The 18816-nt window shown below is 60.4% G+C and carries 13 protein-coding genes; 2 read left to right on the top strand and 11 right to left on the bottom strand.

Annotation, left to right across the window (positions count from 1 at the left end):
• Positions 1-224 precede the first annotated feature (224 nt).
• The 11 genes from DENOEST_RS05770 to DENOEST_RS05720 form a co-directional block, all read right to left on the bottom strand.
• On the bottom strand, positions 225-2561 hold the full coding sequence (locus tag DENOEST_RS05770; RefSeq protein ID WP_145771686.1) for a xanthine dehydrogenase family protein molybdopterin-binding subunit: 2337 nt from the start codon (positions 2559-2561) through the stop codon (positions 225-227).
• Positions 2562-2626: 65 nt separating this feature from the next.
• Entirely contained in the window at positions 2627-3088 is a 462-nt protein-coding gene (locus DENOEST_RS05765; RefSeq protein WP_145771687.1) for a (2Fe-2S)-binding protein, read from the bottom strand.
• Between the two features lie 14 nt (positions 3089-3102).
• A complete protein-coding gene (locus DENOEST_RS05760; protein WP_145771688.1) occupies positions 3103-3975 on the bottom strand; it encodes an FAD binding domain-containing protein in 873 nt (290 codons plus the stop codon).
• A 104-nt stretch (positions 3976-4079) separates the two neighbouring features.
• The gene (locus DENOEST_RS05755; RefSeq protein WP_145771689.1) at positions 4080-5378 is read right to left on the bottom strand and encodes a DUF1329 domain-containing protein; all 1299 of its coding nucleotides are present in this window, start codon (positions 5376-5378) and stop codon (positions 4080-4082) included.
• 18 nt (positions 5379-5396) lie between these two features.
• Complete coding sequence (locus tag DENOEST_RS05750) at positions 5397-7571, bottom strand: DUF1302 family protein (RefSeq protein ID WP_145771690.1); 2175 nt, start codon at positions 7569-7571, stop codon at positions 5397-5399.
• 71 nt (positions 7572-7642) lie between these two features.
• Positions 7643-10081 carry an efflux RND transporter permease subunit gene (locus DENOEST_RS05745; RefSeq protein WP_232096452.1) on the bottom strand — a complete coding sequence of 813 codons (2439 nt, stop codon included), beginning with the start codon at positions 10079-10081 and terminating at the stop codon, positions 7643-7645.
• An 11-nt stretch (positions 10082-10092) separates the two neighbouring features.
• A complete protein-coding gene (locus tag DENOEST_RS05740) occupies positions 10093-11031 on the bottom strand; it encodes a WD40/YVTN/BNR-like repeat-containing protein (RefSeq protein WP_145771691.1) in 939 nt (312 codons plus the stop codon).
• A gap of 639 nt (positions 11032-11670) precedes the next feature.
• Positions 11671-12825 carry a M24 family metallopeptidase gene (locus DENOEST_RS05735; protein WP_145771692.1) on the bottom strand — a complete coding sequence of 385 codons (1155 nt, stop codon included), beginning with the start codon at positions 12823-12825 and terminating at the stop codon, positions 11671-11673.
• Between the two features lie 8 nt (positions 12826-12833).
• Entirely contained in the window at positions 12834-13748 is a 915-nt protein-coding gene (locus tag DENOEST_RS05730; protein WP_170228269.1) for a ketopantoate reductase family protein, read from the bottom strand.
• A gap of 12 nt (positions 13749-13760) precedes the next feature.
• Positions 13761-14738, bottom strand: a complete 978-nt coding sequence (locus DENOEST_RS05725) for a ketopantoate reductase family protein (protein WP_145771694.1) — start codon at positions 14736-14738, stop codon at positions 13761-13763.
• 546 nt (positions 14739-15284) lie between these two features.
• The gene (locus tag DENOEST_RS05720; RefSeq protein ID WP_145771695.1) at positions 15285-16349 is read right to left on the bottom strand and encodes a helix-turn-helix transcriptional regulator; all 1065 of its coding nucleotides are present in this window, start codon (positions 16347-16349) and stop codon (positions 15285-15287) included.
• A 130-nt stretch (positions 16350-16479) separates the two neighbouring features.
• On the opposite strand from DENOEST_RS05720, the gene DENOEST_RS05715 reads away from it, so the two are divergent.
• Positions 16480-17040 (top strand): DegT/DnrJ/EryC1/StrS family aminotransferase, encoded by a 561-nt coding sequence (locus DENOEST_RS05715; protein ID WP_183148214.1) that lies wholly within the window; start codon positions 16480-16482, stop codon positions 17038-17040.
• Positions 17041-17479: 439 nt separating this feature from the next.
• Entirely contained in the window at positions 17480-18589 is a 1110-nt protein-coding gene (locus tag DENOEST_RS05710) for a site-specific integrase (protein WP_145772416.1), read from the top strand.
• Positions 18590-18816 lie beyond the last annotated feature (227 nt).

Below are 18816 nucleotides of genomic sequence, written 5' to 3'. Positions count from 1 at the left end.
GCGCATGCTGCGCTTATGTGCTGCCGAGGCGCTCCATGAGTTTGTGCTCCCGTGCCTTGACCCTTCAGCGGAACAGAGCGCAATCTGAACTTGGATATAACTGTTCCCACTTCCCAATTGCGGCAGTAACTCACGCTGCCTTCAGCCTCGGCCGAAAGCAGCGTGGGTCAACGAGGTACGATAAGGAACGTCCGGGCACGGGCACATCCGGACCGCCATCCGCGTCAGAGCTTGCCGAGACCGGCCAGAATCTTCTCCGGAGTGATCGGCAGTTGCGTGAAGCGCACCCCGATGGCGTCGTAGATGGCGTTGGCGATGGCCGGCGCCGGTGTGATGACGCAGCACTCCCCCAGGCTCTTGGCGCCGAAGGGCCCGGTGGGCTCATCGGTTTCGATGAAGATGCTGTCCATCTTGCGCGGCATTTCCATGGCCGTGGGCATCTTGTAGTCGAGGAAGTCCGAGGTCAGACAGGCGCCGGTCTCCGGATCGAACTGGATCTGCTCCATCAGCGCATAGCCCATGCCCTGCTGGAAGCCGCCTTCCACCTGGCCCTCGGCGGCCTTGGGATTGATGGCGCGGCCGATGTCGTGGGCGTACACCGCGTGCAGGACCTTGACCTCGCCGGTCTCCGTATCCACCTCCACCTCGACGAACTGGGCGGCGCAAGGCGTCGGATTCGACTTGGGGGCAAGGCTGGCCACCCCGATGATGGTGCCCTTCTCTTCAATGGTGGTGGGCTTGGGGCCCTCGGCGGTCATCTGCACGAAGGGCGACTCGGCGCGCTGGGCAATCTCGGCGATGGAGATGGACTTGTCCGGCGAACCCTTGACATTGACCCGGCCGTTGCAGGACTCGAGATCGTCCGGGCTGACTTCCATCATCGTCGCCGCCACATCGAACAGACGCTTCTTGGCCGCCGCTGCCGCCGCCTTGACGGCGTTGCCGGAGGAGTAGGTCACCCGACTGGCATGGGTGGGGGCATCGAAGGGCAGGTTATCGCTATCGCCGCAACTGCTCATGCGCACCGCGCCGGCAGGCAGGCCCAGTTCCTCGGCCGCGATCTGGCACAGGGTGGTGATCTGGCCGGAACCGATATCCATCGACGCCGAGGACAGGTCGGCGGTGCCGTCCCTATTCAATTTGATGATGGCACCGGAATGCTCGTAGATGTCCGGGAAACCCATGCATCCACTGACCCAGACCGGATGCACCGCCAGGCCGAAGCCGCGCTTCTTGCTCCCCTCGCTGCGGGGGGCGGACCTGGCCTTGCTCCAGTTGATTTTCTCGGCACCCTGGCGCAGGCAGTCTTCCAGGCCGTAGGTGGCGAGGGTGAAGGCCGGGTTGAAGGGATGGGGCTCGCCCTGCTTGCGGGCATTCTTGAGACGCATCTCGATGGGGTCCAGACCCAGCTTGGTACAGATCTCGTCGATCTGGGACTCCACCGCAAAACTGCCCTGGGGCGCGCCATAGCCGCGATAGCCGCCACCAATCATGTTGTTGGTGTAGACCGTGTAGCCTTCCCACTTCTGATGGGGCGCGTGATAGTTGAAGAACAGGCCGAAGGCGCCGTGCACCATGATCACTTCGGAACCGTGGGTGGCATGGGCGCCGCAGTCCAGGATGCTTTTGGCGTAGCGGGCGGTGAAGGTGCCGTCCTTCTTGACGCCGGTCTTGAGATAGACCTTGATCGGGTTGCGGGTGGTGGTGATGAAGTCCTCATGGCGGGTGTGCTCCAGGCGCACCGGCTTGCCCGCCTTCTTGCTCAACAGGGCCGCCACCGGCTCCATGGCGGTCAACTCCAGCTTGCCGCCGAAACCGCCGCCGATGTAGGGAGACTTGACCACCTTGACCTTGCTCTCGGGCAAACCCAGGGCAAAGGCCAGCTTCTCCCGGGTACCGAACAGGTGCTGGGTGGTCACATGGATGGTGACGTTGTTCTGGCGGTCCATATCGACCACGCAGACCCGGGGCTCCATGTAGCAGGTATGAACGCGCTGGGTCTCGTAGACACCCTCGAACACGTAGTCCGCATCGGCGAAACCCTGGTCCAGATCGCCGTAGGCGAAGGAGGGATTCTTGGCGATATTGTTCGGCGCATCGGGGTGCAGTTGAGGCGCTCCATCCTTCATGGCCTCCTCGGGATCAAAAATCGCGGGCAGTTCCTCGTACTCCACATCGATCAGGTCCAGAGCCGCCTCGGCGATCTCCGCCGAGGTTGCGGCCACTGCCGCCACGGGCTGACCGACGTAACGCACGATTTCGGGATTCATGACATCGAAGTCCAGAACCATGCTCGGTGCCTGGACCGGAACGAAATACACGGGACAGAACTTCACCTGGGGCACGTCCCTGGGCAGCAGCACCGCCTTGACGCCCGGCAGCCGCTCGGCCCGGGAAGCGTCAATGCTGATGATTCGTGCATGGGCATAGGGGCTGCGCAGCATCTTCCCGTGAAGCATCCCAGGCAGCCTTACATTGACCGGGTAGCCTTTGCCGCCGGTCACCTTGTCATAGGCATCGGGCCGCTCAACGCTCTGCCCGACGACATTCAACTTGTTCATAGTGTCGTCCCCTCAAGAACCCACAATCGATCGCGACTCGTCCCGAGCGCGTTCCGGTGATTCAATCAAGCTTCCGACGCCAGCTTCACGGCGTCGACAATTTTGGCGTAGCCGGTGCACCGGCACAGATTGCCGGAGATGCCCTGCCGTATCTGCTCTTCATCGGGATGGGGGTTGTCGTCCAGCAACTGCTTGGCCGACATCATCATCCCGCAGGTGCAATAGCCGCACTGCACCGCGCCGGCCTCGATGAAGGCCGATTGCAGGGGATGCAGTTCCTCGCCGGAGGACAGGCCCTCGGCCGTGGTGACCTTGGCGCCGTCATGGGACAGGGCGTAGCACATGCACGAATACACCGCCTTGCCATCCACATGAACGGTGCAGCAGCCACAGCCGCCGCTGTCGCAGCCGCGCTTGGGACCGTTCAGACCCAGTTGGTCCCGCAGCACCTTGAGCAGGGTGGCATCCTTCTCCACCGCCAGTTCGTGCTCTTCGCCGTTAACTTCCAGTGTCATCATCTGTTTCATGGTCTCGCCCCTTTTCAAGCCAAACGTGCCAGGGCGCGTTCCAGCGTCCGGCGTGTCATCACCTTGGCCACCGTTCGCCGATAGTCAGCGGAGGCGCGATGATCGGACATCGGGTCGATGTCATTGACCACCTCGTCGGCCGCGGCCTGGAGCGTATCGGCATCCAGCCTTGATCCGAGCAGAATGGCTTCGACCGACGGCGCCCGAATGGCGGATTCCGCCACCCCGCCGCCCAGGGCCACGCGCACATCGGTGCATGTCCTGGCCCCATCGACGGTGATGCGGACGGCGACGTTCACAATGGCCAGGTCGTTGGCATTGCCTTCCAGCTTGATGAAGGCACCCGCCGTATTGCCCCCTGCGCGGGGCAGCGAAACACCGATGACGAATTCACCGGGCTCCAGGGAGTTTGCGAACATGCCGGCGAAGAACTCCGGCAAGGGTATCCGGCGCTGCCCCTGGGTGCCCCGGGCCGTCACCGCCGCATCCAGCGTCAGCAGGGCCGTGGGAATGTCGAAGAAAGGACAGGAGGCCGCGACACAACCGCCAATGGTGGCGGTGTTGCGAATCTGTACCGGCGGATACTCCAGGGCATCAGCCAAGCCAGCCAGCCAGGGCGCGTTCCTGACCTCGTCCAGCTTCTGGAGCTGGGCAAAGTTCACCGTGGCGCCGATATCCAGGCCCCCGTCGTCGGCCTTGACCGTATTGAGGCCGACCTTGCGAATGTCCACCAGGACTTCGACATCGCTCAAGAGGCCCCGGGCCTCCAAACCATGGAGGAAGGTTCCTCCGGAAAGCACCAGGGTTTCCTGGTCCTTGCCAAGCAGGGCCAGAACCTCTTCCATGGTGCCCGGCGTATGGAAGTCCTTTAATTTTTGCAAAGCCATAACCGCTCCCAATCAAAGGTGGGATAGAAACAGCGACCTTGAGTGGGCGGTGTGCGGCATGCACACCGCCCTCCAGGCATCGCTACCGCATCAGACGCCGAGACTCAGTCGCCGCCGCGCATGTTCTGCACGCTGAACAGTCCCGGGGGATTCAGCTTGGCGTCGATATGCACCTTGAACTGGCCGGTGGTGCAGTGCATGGCCTGCATATCCACCTGGGAGAAGGAGTCATCCAGGGAGATATCGCTGCCCTTGTTGGCCGGCAGGTGATGGTCCGGGTGGGACTTGCCGATGGTGAAGTTCTTCCAGAGCTGGCCCTTGCGGTCGTAGATCACGGCCCGGCCCGGATACATGGTCTGGGCATCCAGATACATGACCTTCTTGCTCATCGGGTGGTTCGGGTTCACCGGCGTGGCCTCCAGCACATAGGCCTTGCGCAGCTGGTAGGTGACGTTGGGCATGCAATTGCCCTTGCCGTGGAAATCCACGAACTTGTACCCGTCCGGTTCCTTGTATTCGTCGGTCAGCTTCTGCTCGTTATGGTTGAAGAAGGGCACCAGAATGTTCTTGGTGCCCTTGTAGGCCCACTTCATGTCCGAGATCCGGCCGTTATAGCCCTCGAAGTCCTCGATCATCATGTCGGAGCCGAGGAAGGCATCAGTGGTCTGGCCTGTCGCCAGACGACGTACGCGACGCTGGAAGCCCAGGGACAGGTAGGCATCGTCAAGCTTGGTGTCGTCCTCGAAGCGCTGGATCAGGAGCTGGGTGTTCTTCAGATCCTGGGGCTCGAAGACCTTGGCGTAGATCGCCCGGAACATCTTCGCCGGGTTCGGGGTCACTTCCGGGATCGGCGCCTGCTCGGTGCGGTGCATGAAGTTGAGGAAGTTGAACTGGAACTTGATGGTGCGCTCGATCTGGCCCGTGGCGGCATTGCGGTAGCGCCAGTAGAAGGGGTAGATGGATCCGGAGTCGCCGTAGTTCACCCCGTACTTGTAGTTCCAGGCCAGTTTCTCGCCGGCCCGGGGATCGCTTTCCTTGGGCTCCTCCGGGAAGGGACGTCCCGCGATGAAGCCCTCCAGCTCACCGTTCTTGGCGCCCAGCTTGGCCTTGTTGAGGTTCTTGCGGGTGGCCTCGATATAGGGCTTGGGCTGAGGAAAATCGGAGCTCTTGCCGACCTTGATCTCCACCCAGCCAGCCTTGACCATATCGAACAGGCCCGGGTCGAAAGCCGCCTTGAACTGTTCCACATTGGCCTTGGTGATCACGACACCCGGCGTCAATCCGGGCAGTGTCGGGAATCCACCCTTGTAGGGGGAGAAGCTGTTATCCACATCGGACTCGGTGGCGGCGAAGGACGAGGCGGCAAGGCCGGCGACGGCAAGCGCGATAAAAGTACGTTTCATGTTGTCATGTCTCCTGAATCAGAATTGGTAGCGCAAGGTGACGTAGATTTCGTTTTCCTTGTTGGCGGCACCGATGGGACCGGCGCGGAAGCGGCCCAGGGGTTCCAGTCCGGCGAGGCCCAGGGGCCCGGCACCGGCGCCCGTGGGCATCAGGCCTTGGGCATGCTGGTCATACTGGGTGTAGGGCGCATAGGGATTGCAATCCCGGCAGTCGCTCCATGACCAGGCGCCGATATCGCTCTTGCCCTTGACGTTGGCGCCCACCGTGACCTTGAAGTCGTCGGTGAAGCTCCACTCCACCTGGGGCGAGGCCACCCAGGCCTTGGCCTTGAAGTCCCGTGCCATGATCAGCTGGGGGCTGACCCGGTCGTTCATGATGAAACCCTTGATCAGCAAGGTGCCGATCACATTGTTCTTCCAGTCGGGCATGCCGTAACGGCCCAGGGGACCGCTGTACTCTTCATGATCGAAGATGTGCTGGTAAAACAACTGGGCCGAAATCAGCGTGGTGCGGCTGGTGCTGATGAAGGGGACGAAAGTGGGCCGGTCGATGCCGATCACCGAACGCCATACCTTGTTGCGGGAATACAGCTCCGGCCGCGCCGTGTTGGCAAACTCTTCGCCCCAGCTCATGGCGCCTTCAAGACGGAAGGCCGCTCCCAGAGCCTCGGACTGGAAGTCCATGGAGCCCCCCAGCAGATTCACCTTCGGGAAATGCATGTCGAAGGCGATCAAGTGAGTCGTGGGGTCCGGGTTCTGACTGGTGAAGGGATTCTGGGCGCTGTTGAAGGCGTGCAGGCTGGGTAGTTGGGAGCGGTAGTGCAGGGCATTCAGGGAGAAGGACAGGCCCCCCTGGGTCACCCCCTCGTACTTGGCTCCGATCTGGGTGTTGGAAAACCTCCAGTCGGGCAGGCGCACATCGCGAATACCGATCTGCCCCGGTCCGAAGTTGGTGGCCAGATAGGCATCCGTGGGCAGGGCAGGACCGCCTCCCGCCTGAACCAGTTGCGTGGTGCCCGTGCTCAAGTGGGCAAAGTTGGCCACCGTGCCGCCGTTGTCCCAGAGGTTGGCCATGCCGCGGAAGAAGCAGCCGGCATCCAGTGCCACGTTGGGGGTTCCGCACTGGCCCAGATTGTTGGCGCGGAACTTGTCGAAGTTCCAGACCACGGAGAAGTTGCGCTCCTGCATGGACTCGGAGGCCCCCATGCGCCACTCGGCCTGGGCGATCCACATGGGAATGCGGATGTCCTGGAGTTCGTCGTAGATGTTGTTGCGGGAGTAATCCACCGGGTTGATCACATCCAGGACGCGGAACAGGTCGGTCCGGCCCCACACTACCTGCTGCTTGCCCAGCTTGAGGAAGAGGTCCGAGCCATCCGCCAGGGTGAAGGTTTTCTTGACATAGACTTCCCGCAGGAAATCCAGCCGCTCGTTGAACTCGGGGGACTCCAGCTCGCTCAGCTTGCGGTCACCATAACCGCCGAAATCCCGGCAGCCCCGACTGTCGGTATCGCAGGGACGGACGGGAACGGCGAAGGAGACACCATTGTCGGCGGGATGCCACCGGTCGCCCACCACACGCAGGCCCGTGCCAGGATTATTGGCACCGTAGGAGTCCACGAAGGCCGTGTTTGCCGGCGGTACCCCCGGAATCAGGCCCACGTTGAAGGCGCCCTGATAGACCAGGCCCACCAGGGCATCGCCGCCGAAGCCGGCCACCGCGGGAACGCCGGCAGGCAGCAGGGCCTCGTTGCTGGTGGTCTTGCCCAGGCCGCCACCGAAGGGGACGGTGGACGCCAGGCCCATGGACTGGCTCACGGTATTGCGGAAGCGCACATCAGCAGCGCTCTGACTCCCGGCATCCTCCCCGAACTGGTCCTTGTTCATCCGATAGACGCCGTCGTAGGTGCCCCGGAACACGCCGTGGAAGGCCCAGCCGTCGCCCATCTTGCGATCGGCCTCAACCTGGATCGTATTGCGGAACTTGGACAGCCCCACCTTCTTGCCGGTGGCATCCTTGCCCCGATAGCGGGTGTCGTTCTCGTAATAGACATCCACCTTCCAGGGTTCCGCCTGACCGTCGGCCGATACATCGTTAGAACGGCCATGAACCGCAGTGGCCCCCATCGCCGCCAGGGCCAGGGCCATGAATCCAACGATGCGGCGATGCTCCAGTCTGCTTTTTCGTTTCATGCCTACATCCTCCTTGTAATTACCTACGCGATTGAAATACCGGATTCGACATCCAAACACCTACCCTGCCCCTAGGCTGCCCTGGGCTGCTGCGACTTGGCGACTCCCTCCAGATCCTCTTCCAGCACGCCGTCCTCGTCGTAATGGGTCGCCACGACGAAATGGGGCCGGAACACCACGCACCAGGCCGGAACAATCAGCATCGCCGCAATGGCATTGACGATGAGCATGAAGGAAAGCAGGACCGCGGCATCGGACTGGAAACGCAGGTCCGAGAGAAAGATCCACATCACGACGCCGGCAATCAGCATCGCTGCGGTGAAGGAGACGGCATACCCGGTGGTGGCGACGGCATTCACCACCGCCTTGTGGATATTGCGCGTGATGGCCATCTCTTCCCGGATGCGGTCCATGAAATACACGGCGTAGTCGATGCCGACACCGACACCGACGGCAATCACCGGAACCGTATTGACGCTGATGCCGATGTTGGATGCCCCCATGTAGGCATAGGTCATCAGGGTGGAGAACAGCATGGGCAGGACCATCAGCCAGCCGGCATGAACCGATTGGTAATAGGCCATCACCAGCAGGAAAGCCAGGATCATCACAGCCGGGATGATGATCATGTGGTCCGTGTGCAGGGCCTGGTTGCCCGCAGCCGTGACACCGATGATGCCGCCGCCCAGCTCGATGTGGAGTCCGGGCACCTCGGCCTCGATCTGCTTGATGCCGGCATTGGCCACCGCCACCACGCGGGCGATGGTCTCGGCCTGGTGATCCTTGTAATAGAACACCATGTCGGCTTCGTTCTCGTCCGGATTGATGAATTCCTTCAAGGCACCGGGTATCGGGCTGCTGGCCATGTAGGCGAACATCAGGCCACCCACTTCATCGGCGTTGTCCGGAATCTGCATCCAGCGCGGGTCGTCATTGTGGGTCAGCCGGTTCACCACGCGCACGACGCCGGGGATGGCCTTGGTGCCGCCCAATCCTGGATCGCTGAGCATATGGGCCTGGAAACGCTCGATCGCGGCCATGACCTCCGGCTTCTTGATCCCGCCCTTCTCGTCGGTCCGTGCCACCACATGCAGTTCCTCGGAACCCGGGAACAGGGTGTTGATGGCCTTGGTGGACTGGTTGTAATCGTGATGCCGATGCAGCAGGGGGCTGCCGGGTTCGGACTCTCCCATCTGGACCCGCCCCACGAAATACGAGCCGCCAATGGCCCCCAGGGCCGCCAGTATCAGGATGGTGCGGGCGCCGCCCTGGGTGCCGCCGGTACGGGCCATGGCCTTGCCGAGGATGTTTCTCACACCCTGATTCTTGTTCTCCATGGTTCTGGGCTGGGGCAATACGGTCAGGGCCAGGGGCACCATGAAATGCACCGTGAAGATGACCGAGAAGCCCCAGAAACCGGCGGCGACACCCAGCTTGTGGTTGAAGGGCGCGGCACCGAGCACCAGTACGGCGATGCCGATGGCGTCCACGATGATGGCCAGGGAACCCGGCCGGAACAGGGCATCCAGGGCGTTGCGGGCAGCCTTCTTGCCGTTGTGCACCTTCGCCAGTTCCTCGTAATAGCGGGCCACAAGCTGGACCCCATGGGAAGTGGCGCGGGCGGCGATCAGGAAGGGGATGGGAAGCGACAAGGGCTCCAGGTTGATGCCCATCAGCGCCATGAAACCCAGACCCCAGATGGAGGACAGGGCGATGCCGAGCATGGGCAGAGCGATGCCGTAAAAGCGCCGGAAGTACAACACCAGCAGGGCAGCGATCAGCACCGCCGTATAGGCCAGAATCAGCACGATCTGCTCGGTGTAGGTGTAGACCCAGCCGGTCAGGACCGGATTGCCGGTGACGTGGATACGGTGTCCAGGCCTGGCAACATCGGCCCTGACCTTCTGCAAGGCCTCGAAGGTCTTGGCGTAGTCGATGCCGGATTCATTGAGCTGGGCCTTGATCAGGGCCGCCTTCAGATCGGGGGAAACCAGCAGGCCGTAAAGGTTGGGATTGGCGATCACATCCTTCTTGATCTGCTCCAGCTCGGCCACCGTGCGCAGCGGCCTGGTGGGATCGTAGTAGGGCTCGGACATGAAGGAACCTTCCGCCGAGAGATAGACCTTGCGGGCGGTACGATGGGTCAGGCTGGATACCAGATTGTGATTGACCCCCGGCAGATCATCGACCCCCTGGGTCGCCTGATGAATCAGCTGCAAGGTCTCGTCGTTGAAGATGGTCCCCTTCTCCACCTCGATGGCGACGACGATCATGTTGGCGCCGCCGAAGTTTTCCTTGATCCGGTTGTAGGTCTGGATATAGCTGTGGTTCTGGGGCAGCAGATCGGCGAAGTCGGAATAGACCCGCAGCTTGGGCAGTGCGAGCCCAAACAGGAAAGTCGCAGACAGAATCAAGCCCAGGACGATCTTGGGATTGGCGAACAACCATTCTTCGCCCCGATGCAGGGCATGGGTGATTTTGTGGCGCAGGGCGTGCATGCGGCTGACCATGAGACTTTCCTTCAATTAACTTGGGTGCCGACAACGCGGACCAGGCCACCAGGACCGCCGATGACGACGGCAGGCTGGCCAGGAAGAGACGCGCCGGCCCCCAAAAAGACGGGGGCTGCATCCGGGTAGGCGATGGCGCGGAAGCTATCGCCCTCCAGTCGCGCCACGACACCGCCGGCGCCGACACCATGGGGTTTGCCACCATGCAGGAAGAGTCGGTACAGGGAAGCTCCGGAGGCATTGCCTATCCGGGTCCAGGTGACGCCGCCATCCCGGGTGCGCAGAACGGTACCGGCCAGGCCACTGGCGTAGCCTTCCTTGTGATCCACAAAAAGAACAGCATAGGGATAGAACTCACCGGCAATGGGTGCAGCTTTCTTCCATGTGGCACCGCCGTCTTCCGTCCTGGCGCTGAGGCCGAACTCTCCCAGGGCGACACCCTGCTTCTCGTCGATCATTTGCAGGGCGGTGATCTGGGCATCCTCTTCCAGATCGGTCAGCTGCCAGCTGCCCCCTTGATCACTGCTGACGGCAATCTTGGCTCCCGATCCAGCCACATGCCAGCGCCCAAGAGAATCACAGGTGATCGCCAGGGGAACCCGGGGCTTTTCCAGTGCGCTGGACTTCCAGTTTTCGCCATTGACATCAGCGACCCAGACCTTGTGATTGAAGTCGATGCCGACAAAACTGCCATCGGGACAAACCGCCATTCCCGTCAATGACACCGGACCCAACATCTGCCTTGCCCAGGTTTTTCCATCATCCCTGGATACCAGTGCCGCACCGCTCTGAGTCCCCGCGACAAGAACCTTGCCGTTGGCCGCCAGGGATTGGGTAATGTCATAGCGCTTGATCGATTTCTTCGCTTCAACATCGACAGCGGCCATGTCGGGATCCCGGGAACAACCCGCGATTACCAGTAAGGCGGCCATCGTCATAATGGATTTCATAGCCTGCTCCTTCCGGCATTTACCGGAGCCAGGTGCTCAATTGATTCGTGACTGCAGCCAACCCCGCGATTCCGGAGCTCCAGCACACCGCACAGAGGTACATGACAAGCACCCTTCCGGCCCGAGATTTCGGGGCCCCACCCACCTCGACAGAGTTCCGTAACGCACCCGCCCACTTCGTCATTCCTCCTGAAATATTTTTCTAGTGCACTACTCGAGAAATTAAACGAATCACGCAAAAAAGGTTATCCGCAGACCCCATGGACTATCCACTCACTGCCGGGCATTTTTTCGCAACGCAACATCGGAAGGCATTGCCATTTCCAAAGCGATACAACAACGGGATAGGAGGGCCGACATTGCACTGCAATCCGCGAGCCCAGGAGAGACTGAAGCCGGCGACGAACCAAGTCTGAAAATGAATCTCCCGGCAATGAACCAGGGCTCGCCGCCTTGCCACGCTGCCTGCAATTTCTTACAGACGACTTACCAATTACACCACCCGCGCACCAGAAATTTCCGGGGAACGCCATCACCGAGCGAGCGCCCCTAGGGAACATCCCGCCCCCCCCCCAAAAAAAAAGCTGCATCCCGCAAGGTATGCAGCCTTTAAGCTCGTTGCACATTGACACATCTTGCCTAGAAGGAGGACTCCCCTCCGTGGTACACCTTGATCGGCACCCCCGACAGGGCCTCCCCGCCGTTCTTGCCGACCCGATAGGTTTCCTGGAAATACAGGGAATGGGTCCGGTCCTCGGTCATGATATGGGGATGCATTGAGCACACCATGTTCTCCGGCAGGACGAAATCATAACCTTCACCGATGCGGGGCATCTCGATCATGGTCATGCCGATGGAGTGGCCGGAGACGTGACCCAGGCGATAGCCCCGATCAAGCAAGGGCTTGGAGCAGGCGCGATGAACTTCCTCGGCGGTGGCGCCGGCCTTCATGTGGATTCTTACCAGTTCGTGGAACTCCTGATAGGCGGTGAACATTTCCAGGGTCACCGCGTCGACCCCTTGGGGCGCCAATACTCGTGAGAATTCGACCCAGTGACCACCCTCGCCCGCGATTTCCAGGCCATACACCATGGCATCGCTATCCCGCAAAGCACGTCCGGTGGGGAACACCATCTGGGGGCTGATGGAACCATTAGGTCCGGAACACATCATGTCCATGGTCTTGCGCGCCGTACCGGCGGCGGCGAACAATTCCTCGGCCACGCCCATCAGCGCCGCCTCGGTCATGCCCTCCCGGTAAGCCTTCAACACGGCCAGCACGCCGGCTTTGTTGATTTCCATGGAATGGCGCACGGAAGCCAGTTCTTCCTCGCTCTTCTGGGCTCTGGCGTAGTCGAAGGGAGTATCGAAGTCCACCAGATCCAAACCGGCCTTCTGCAGGGCGGCGTAGTCACGCACGTTCATGACATATTCCAGGCCGTAGACGCCGACTTTACTGGCCCTCTTGTCCTTCAGGAATCCGGCCATCCACTCGCCACAATGAGCGGGGAATTCGCGCTTTGCGATGAAGGTGGCACCATGATCGCCGACCCAGGTTGCTTCCCTGGGAAACACGGCGACAGGGTCACCCGTCAGCGGAATAACGACATAAGCATAGCGGTGCAGGATGTGGAAGCCGCACATGTAGCGCACGGCCCCCTCGAATCCCGTGTATTCACTGCCGCTGACGATCAGGTAGTCAAGGCCGGCCTGCTGCATCGCGTTGCGGACATTGATATAGCGGCGCTCTATTTCCCCCTGGCTCGGGGTGTAGGGGCTGATGTATTTGCTCATGGTCGGTCTCAATCCTTCAGGGTCCAGGAAAACTCCAAGCCTTTGATCATCACGGCCATGGCGTCGTTGAGGGGGGTGGGCACACCGATCTCCTTGCCGATCCGGGCGATGCCCCCATTGAGGGCGTCCACCTCGGTGGCCCGCTGAGCCAGGACGTCCTGCAGCATGCTGGGCTTGTGTTTGTAGGCCACCTGCTTGCCATATTCCAGCAACGCAACCGGATCGCCATCCAGGGTCACGCCCAGAGCCTTGGCCACCGCAATGCCCTCCTGGGCCAGTCCGAACATCACCGGCCAGACCTGTTCGCAGGCGATGCCGTGGGGCAGCCGCGTGAGGGCGCCCATGGCGTTGGAGGCGGAGTTGAAGATCAGCTTGGTCCATAGGGCACCGCGGGCGTCCTCCATCGGCAGGCAGATCATGCCGCCGCGGTTGATGGCATCGGCCAGTTGCTCGACTTCCGCCATGGAGGCGGGCTTCGGCCCAAAGGGACCGATCCAGGTCTTGCCGCCGGTATCCTGATTCACGACGCCGGGAGCGACGATGTGGCCGGCGGGAAAGGTCGTCCCCATAATGACGCGGGGCACGTATTCGGCGAGGATTTCCTCGTTACCGACACCGTTCTGGACCGAACAGACTGCGCCATTCCTGAAGATGTGGGCAGTCGCTTCGATGGCCGGACGGGTGTGAAGCGTCTTGGCGGCGATGATGCCGAAGTCGCACTCGGGAATTTCCCTGGCATTGGAGCGAGCCCGCACCGGCACGACGAAATCCGCCAGTCCGGTGAGGCACAGGCCATTCTTGTTGATGGCATCCACATGGGCCTGATTCGGGTCATAGGCCCAGACTTCCACATCCGAAAGACGCGCCAGGTGGGCGCCAAAGAGGCTGCCGATCGCCCCGCAGCCGATTATGCATACTTTCATGGATTCCCCCATTCAATGGTTGTGCTTGTTGATCTTCCAGCTGGCTTCCCGCGCCTTCACCAGCCGATACAAGGTTTCGTTGATCGGCACCGGGACCCCGGCCTCCTGGGCAGCTCGCACGATGGCGCCAGTGATCCAGTCGATCTCCGTGAGCCGCCGGGCGCGGATGTCCTCCAGCATTGACGGGGCATGGGCGTAGTCCTCGTCGCCAGTCTGACCATGGCTGGTGGCTTCCACATTCATTTCCCAGGGGTCTTCGAATAGATCGATGCCCTTGGCGGCCGCCACACGCTTGCCTTCATCCATCATGGCAAAGACCAGATGCCCCAGATCGGCAAGACCACCCCGCTCGGCAAAAGCCCGCACATGGGGCAGATCGCTGACAGCCGCGACGCTATTCACCGTCGCATTGAAAATCAACTTCGACCACTGGGCCGGTAGCAGATCGGGAAAGGCCTTGGCCTTGAGGCCCGCGGCCTCGATCAGGGCGGCGACCTGTTGCACCTGCTCATAGCTGGCGTCGCGCTTGGCCCAAGGACCCATCCAGGTAGCGGTATCGAGCTCGTATTCGACGTGAACGTCGGAATGGCGATTGCCGCTCATGAAAGTGACTGAAGAGATGATGGGCCAGGCGCCGTAGCGCGCCACCACCTCCTCGCAGCCCAGGCCGTTCTGGACGGTCATCACCAGGGCATGGGGGAAATGACCGGCCATGCTCCTGGCCGTCTCTTCCACCGCGCTGGCCTTGGTGGCGATGATGACCAGATCCACGTCGCCCAGGTCGGCGGGATTGGTCGAGGCCAGGACCTTGGCATGACGGTTGGTCTTGCCGCTGACTTTCAGGCCTTGGGCATTCAGTTGATCCGCATGCTCCTGGCGACGCGTGAGGACGGTGGATACGGCGACACTGTCGAGGTGCCCTGCGAACAAGCTGCCAATGGCGCCGGCGCCGGCAACGCAGACTCGTTTAATTGGGTTAGTGGTCATCATCCAGTTGTAGGGTGAAATCAGCTACCGGTTGGGAAACGCTTGCCCAGTAGGGAACTAGTAAGTCCTTCAGGCTCCAGGCGCGCTTTCCCGGACAAGAAATCGTGCTACTGCACTGATGTCACCAGATCGAGCCCCGAGGGTTCGCCCCGATGATTTCAGGCACTGGCAGCTTATGCCTGGACACTTCCGAATTCTTGATCGGCGACGCGATTCGAATTGATTCTTGAGGCAAAGACCCGACGGGGAAAGCGCACACAGTCAAGGCCGATCGGCACAGTCCCCACCTATCGCCGGCAACTGCGAGGAAGTTGGCAGGCTGTTGAAACTCGCCCTCCTACGAGGAACCCGACTGCGCCGATAAGCCGATCAAATGCAAGGCAAGACTGCATCCGTGGCGTCTCAAGCATCGCGACAATGCTCGAAGCAATTTCTCCGGTGCAATGGATTCGTGTTCCGTGTCGGCACAGATCACATTGATAAACTGCTGAAAGAGGGACGGATCGTTTCCACGTAAATCACACACCAACGTGCGGCCCGACGCAGACGTCAGCCCGGATGTTCCGACCGCAGGTTCCGATAATCGTCTGGCGACTGGCCGGTCCATAGACGGAAGGCCCGGCGGAAGGCCCGTGAATCGCTGAAACCGAGGCGTATCGCCACGTCGGCGACCTTGAGCCGGAATTCCGGCGCCAGGAGTTCCAGGGCCAGATCACGCCGGCATCGTTCCTTGATCTCGCCCAGGCTGACGTTTTCCTCCGACAAGCGGCGGCGGAAGGTGGCGCTGCTGATGTTGAAAAAACTCGCGAACTGAGTCAGGGTCGGAATTGCTTCTCCCCGTGCCAACTGGGTGGAAATCAGATGCTCGATAGCTTCGGCGAACTGGCCGTTTGCCGCCGGGTCCCGCATCAGGTCGAAGGGAAATACGTTGAGCAGTTCCACCAGCCGCTGGTAGCTGCGTACCACCGGTTTTGACAGATATTTCTCGGGAAAACGGAAATGGTTGCCCGGCTGGTTATAGAGGATCGGATGGTGAAAAAGGCGCAACAGGGTTTCCTTGTTGCCCCGGTTCTCGTAGGTCACCCCGTAGCCGGCGATTGGGATGGTTTCGCCGATCAGCCAGTTGAACAGCCGATGGTAGAAGGAGAGCCCGGTCAGGTCGGCCAAGAGACCGCTGGTGCTATGGGGTAGCCGCAGGGTATCCATGTGGAAAACGGCCTGGTCGCCTGCCACTTCCAGGGAAAGCTCTGCCGCCCTACCCCCCAACATGGCGCAGAACCGAGCCGCCCGCTGAATCACCTGCTCAAGGGTCTCGCAATTGATCACGCAATAACAGAGCATATCCACTTCATCCTTGCTCATGGGCGGCAGGTTGCGCTCCCGGTTGGCATGGATGGAAAGGACGGTGATGCATTCCCGGTAAATCAGGATGAACTGGCGCTCCGAGACCGCCGGTATCTGGCCCGTCTGGAGGTCGTCCAGGGAGAAGGGCAGACGCAGTCGGGAGAGAATCTGCACCGGATTCTCTCCGATGGCGGCAATGTCCCGCAGCAACGTCACGGCGAAGTCGGCGGGTACGGCCTGGAGGGATTTGCGTGTCGAAGGCGCGGTCATGACGACGCTTATGTTGCACCGAATCGGGGTTTGCGGCAATAAACTGAGCAATTTAGTCCCCCTATTGCAAATTTACGGCCTCGAAGGACCCGACGCGCCAAGCTGCTGGGTCACAAGGTTGGAGAAGTTCATGCACGGCACCCGCAAGGGCGACAGCGATGGCCGCTTCCTGGAAAACCTGGGGGACATCGAGTACGACGGGATGTTCATCTTCGAGGAAATCGCCTACGGTTTCATCCCCAACGAGGCGGGTGCGGCCTTTGGCCACGAGCAGCTCAACAAGCTGGACATGTTCACCCGTCTGCGCCAGGAGCGCTTCGATCTTCACGCGCAGTATCTGGAGAAGAATTCGGACGTGTTCATCAAGGCCCGGGTTCATCCCGAGGTATTCACCACCTGGATCTGCTATCCGGTGATGCTGCGGCCGGAACTGGGCTGGAGCCGGCGGGAGCTGCAAATCCATCTGGAGGATGCGGGCATCTTCACGCGGGTGATTTTCTCCGGTCATGCTGCGCGCCAGCCAATGATGAAGGGTGTGGAGTACCGCGTCGATCCCGAGGGTTGTCCCAATGCGGAGCGGGTGATGCGCAACGGCCTGATGCTGCCCTGCCATCCGACCATGACCGTCGAGGACTGCCAGTACCTGTACCAGGTGCTCGACGAGTTCATCGCCAGGCAGCGGACCAGATAAATACCAGCCGCCGAACCGTACCTATATCCCCGAGGCACTCGGCGCACCTCAAGGAATGCGCAGGGAGCAGACCTGACTGACCTGCCCGTCGAATTTCGTGGCAGTTCTCTTGATGAACTTCGCCCCCCTCTCGCGACCAGCACAAAGCAGGCCATCAATGGCTCCTGGCCATGCGCAGCCAAGCTGGATGGGACAAGTTCGGGACAGTGGCCCTCGAGTTTAGGGAAAAAATGGCCGGCTGGATCAGTCGGCCATCTTGCAACTCATTGAGACTATGCGTGCGGAATTTTGGTGGGTGGTACAGGGATTGAACCTGTGACCCCTGCCGTGTGAATGGTAATCCAAATGCCTCAACCATGCCTATTTGTGCAATTATTAATCCAGATGGGACAAATTCGGGACAGTTGATTTAAATATTCAAGTATTAGGAGCAAAGGGTATGGCAACGATCGTGTCACGTGATGGGCGATGGCAAGCTAAGGTTCGGCGAGACGGCTATCCGCCAAAGAGTAAAACCTTTGCACGGCGCTCGGACGCAGAAGCATGGGCGCGAGCAGAAGAGCGGGAGATGGACCGGGGTGAGTGGCAGGACAGATCCGCCGCTGAGTCCACCACACTGTTCAAGTTGATAGAAAGATATGCGCAGGATGTGGCCCCCACCAAGCGGGGAGCAGAAATTGAAATACTTCGACTAAAGACCTTGCAAGGGGATGAGATATGCAAATACAAACTTTCTGCACTGACGCCCCTAGTTGTTGCTGAATGGCGAGACCGCCGTCTTGATGCTGGCTGTGCTGGCAGTACAGTGAACAGGGAATTAAATATCCTGTCTGCTGTTTTCAATTGGGCACGGAAGGAACTGATGTTCGCCATCCAGAATCCAGTATCTGGTATCCGCCGCCCACCTACTGGCCCGGGGCGTGACCGAAGGCTGGAGGCTGGAGAGGAGGGGCGCCTTCTGGCAGCCCTGGAGGATCATGCGGGCGACTTTGAGCGGGAGGATGGTAAGAAGTATCGTCAAGGCTCACGGAATCATTGGATCAAGCCCTTGGTGCTTCTAGCAATTGAGACTGCCATGAGGCGCGGCGAACTGCTGTCTCTAACTTGGCCAAACGTAGACTTAAAACGGCGGATTGCTCACCTACCGCTGACAAAAAACGGGGAGTCTAGGACTGTGCCCCTTTCGAGTCGTGCGGTGACGATTTTGAGTGAATTGAAGCGCGCCCAGGAAGATAAAAAGAAAGGGGCTAGTCGCGTTGTGACGCTTCGGGAGCAAGAAAAATCTCCCGTGGGCGACGATCAAGCAGAGGGTATTAAGGTATTTCCGGTCACTGCAAATGCCCTAAAGTTGGCTTTTGAGCGGGCAGTACGCAGAGCTGGACTTGATAACTTCAGATTTCATGATCTAAGGCATGAGGGAACGAGTCGGCTTGCGGAGAAACTGCCAAATGTCATCGAGCTCGCAGCAGTGACTGGGCATAAGGATCTGAGGATGCTGAAGAGGTACTATCATCCCCGGGCTGAGGATTTGGCTATGAAACTGGGTTAAGGAACACCAGCACAAAAAATTCTTGACAACTACCTGTCACCTGATAAAAATACGTCTATCCTAGCTGGGGATAAAAAATAAAACAGCGCAAACAAGGCTTGTTGCGGTTCTGCCGCTCAGGCTTGAGCTCGGCCAAAGCCGGGCGCTGCCCTTAGCACGGCAGCTACATGTCCATGGGCTACGTCTATGGACGACGGTTCACTTGGCGGTGGACAAAACGGCCTAAC

It is taken from the genome of Denitratisoma oestradiolicum (assembly GCF_902813185.1).
GTDB classification, from domain to species: Bacteria; Pseudomonadota; Gammaproteobacteria; order Burkholderiales; family Rhodocyclaceae; genus Denitratisoma; species Denitratisoma oestradiolicum.
This window is presented reverse-complemented; position numbering and strand designations above follow the sequence as displayed.

Excerpts from the sequence above, each read along its gene's own strand:
- DENOEST_RS05770 (WP_145771686.1), bottom strand. The coding sequence starts at position 2,561 with ATGAACAAGTTGAATGTCGTCGGGCAGAGCGTTGAGCGGCCCGATGCC.
- DENOEST_RS05765 (WP_145771687.1), bottom strand. The coding sequence starts at position 3,088 with ATGAAACAGATGATGACACTGGAAGTTAACGGCGAAGAGCACGAACTG.
- DENOEST_RS05760 (WP_145771688.1), bottom strand. The coding sequence starts at position 3,975 with ATGGCTTTGCAAAAATTAAAGGACTTCCATACGCCGGGCACCATGGAA.
- DENOEST_RS05755 (WP_145771689.1), bottom strand. The coding sequence starts at position 5,378 with ATGAAACGTACTTTTATCGCGCTTGCCGTCGCCGGCCTTGCCGCCTCG.
- DENOEST_RS05750 (WP_145771690.1), bottom strand. The coding sequence starts at position 7,571 with ATGAAACGAAAAAGCAGACTGGAGCATCGCCGCATCGTTGGATTCATG.
- DENOEST_RS05745 (WP_232096452.1), bottom strand. The coding sequence starts at position 10,081 with ATGGTCAGCCGCATGCACGCCCTGCGCCACAAAATCACCCATGCCCTG.
- DENOEST_RS05740 (WP_145771691.1), bottom strand. The coding sequence starts at position 11,031 with ATGAAATCCATTATGACGATGGCCGCCTTACTGGTAATCGCGGGTTGT.
- DENOEST_RS05735 (WP_145771692.1), bottom strand. The coding sequence starts at position 12,825 with ATGAGCAAATACATCAGCCCCTACACCCCGAGCCAGGGGGAAATAGAG.
- DENOEST_RS05730 (WP_170228269.1), bottom strand. The coding sequence starts at position 13,748 with ATGAAAGTATGCATAATCGGCTGCGGGGCGATCGGCAGCCTCTTTGGC.
- DENOEST_RS05725 (WP_145771694.1), bottom strand. The coding sequence starts at position 14,738 with ATGATGACCACTAACCCAATTAAACGAGTCTGCGTTGCCGGCGCCGGC.
- DENOEST_RS05720 (WP_145771695.1), bottom strand. The coding sequence starts at position 16,349 with ATGACCGCGCCTTCGACACGCAAATCCCTCCAGGCCGTACCCGCCGAC.
- DENOEST_RS05715 (WP_183148214.1), top strand. The coding sequence starts at position 16,480 with ATGCACGGCACCCGCAAGGGCGACAGCGATGGCCGCTTCCTGGAAAAC.
- DENOEST_RS05710 (WP_145772416.1), top strand. The coding sequence starts at position 17,480 with ATGGCAACGATCGTGTCACGTGATGGGCGATGGCAAGCTAAGGTTCGG.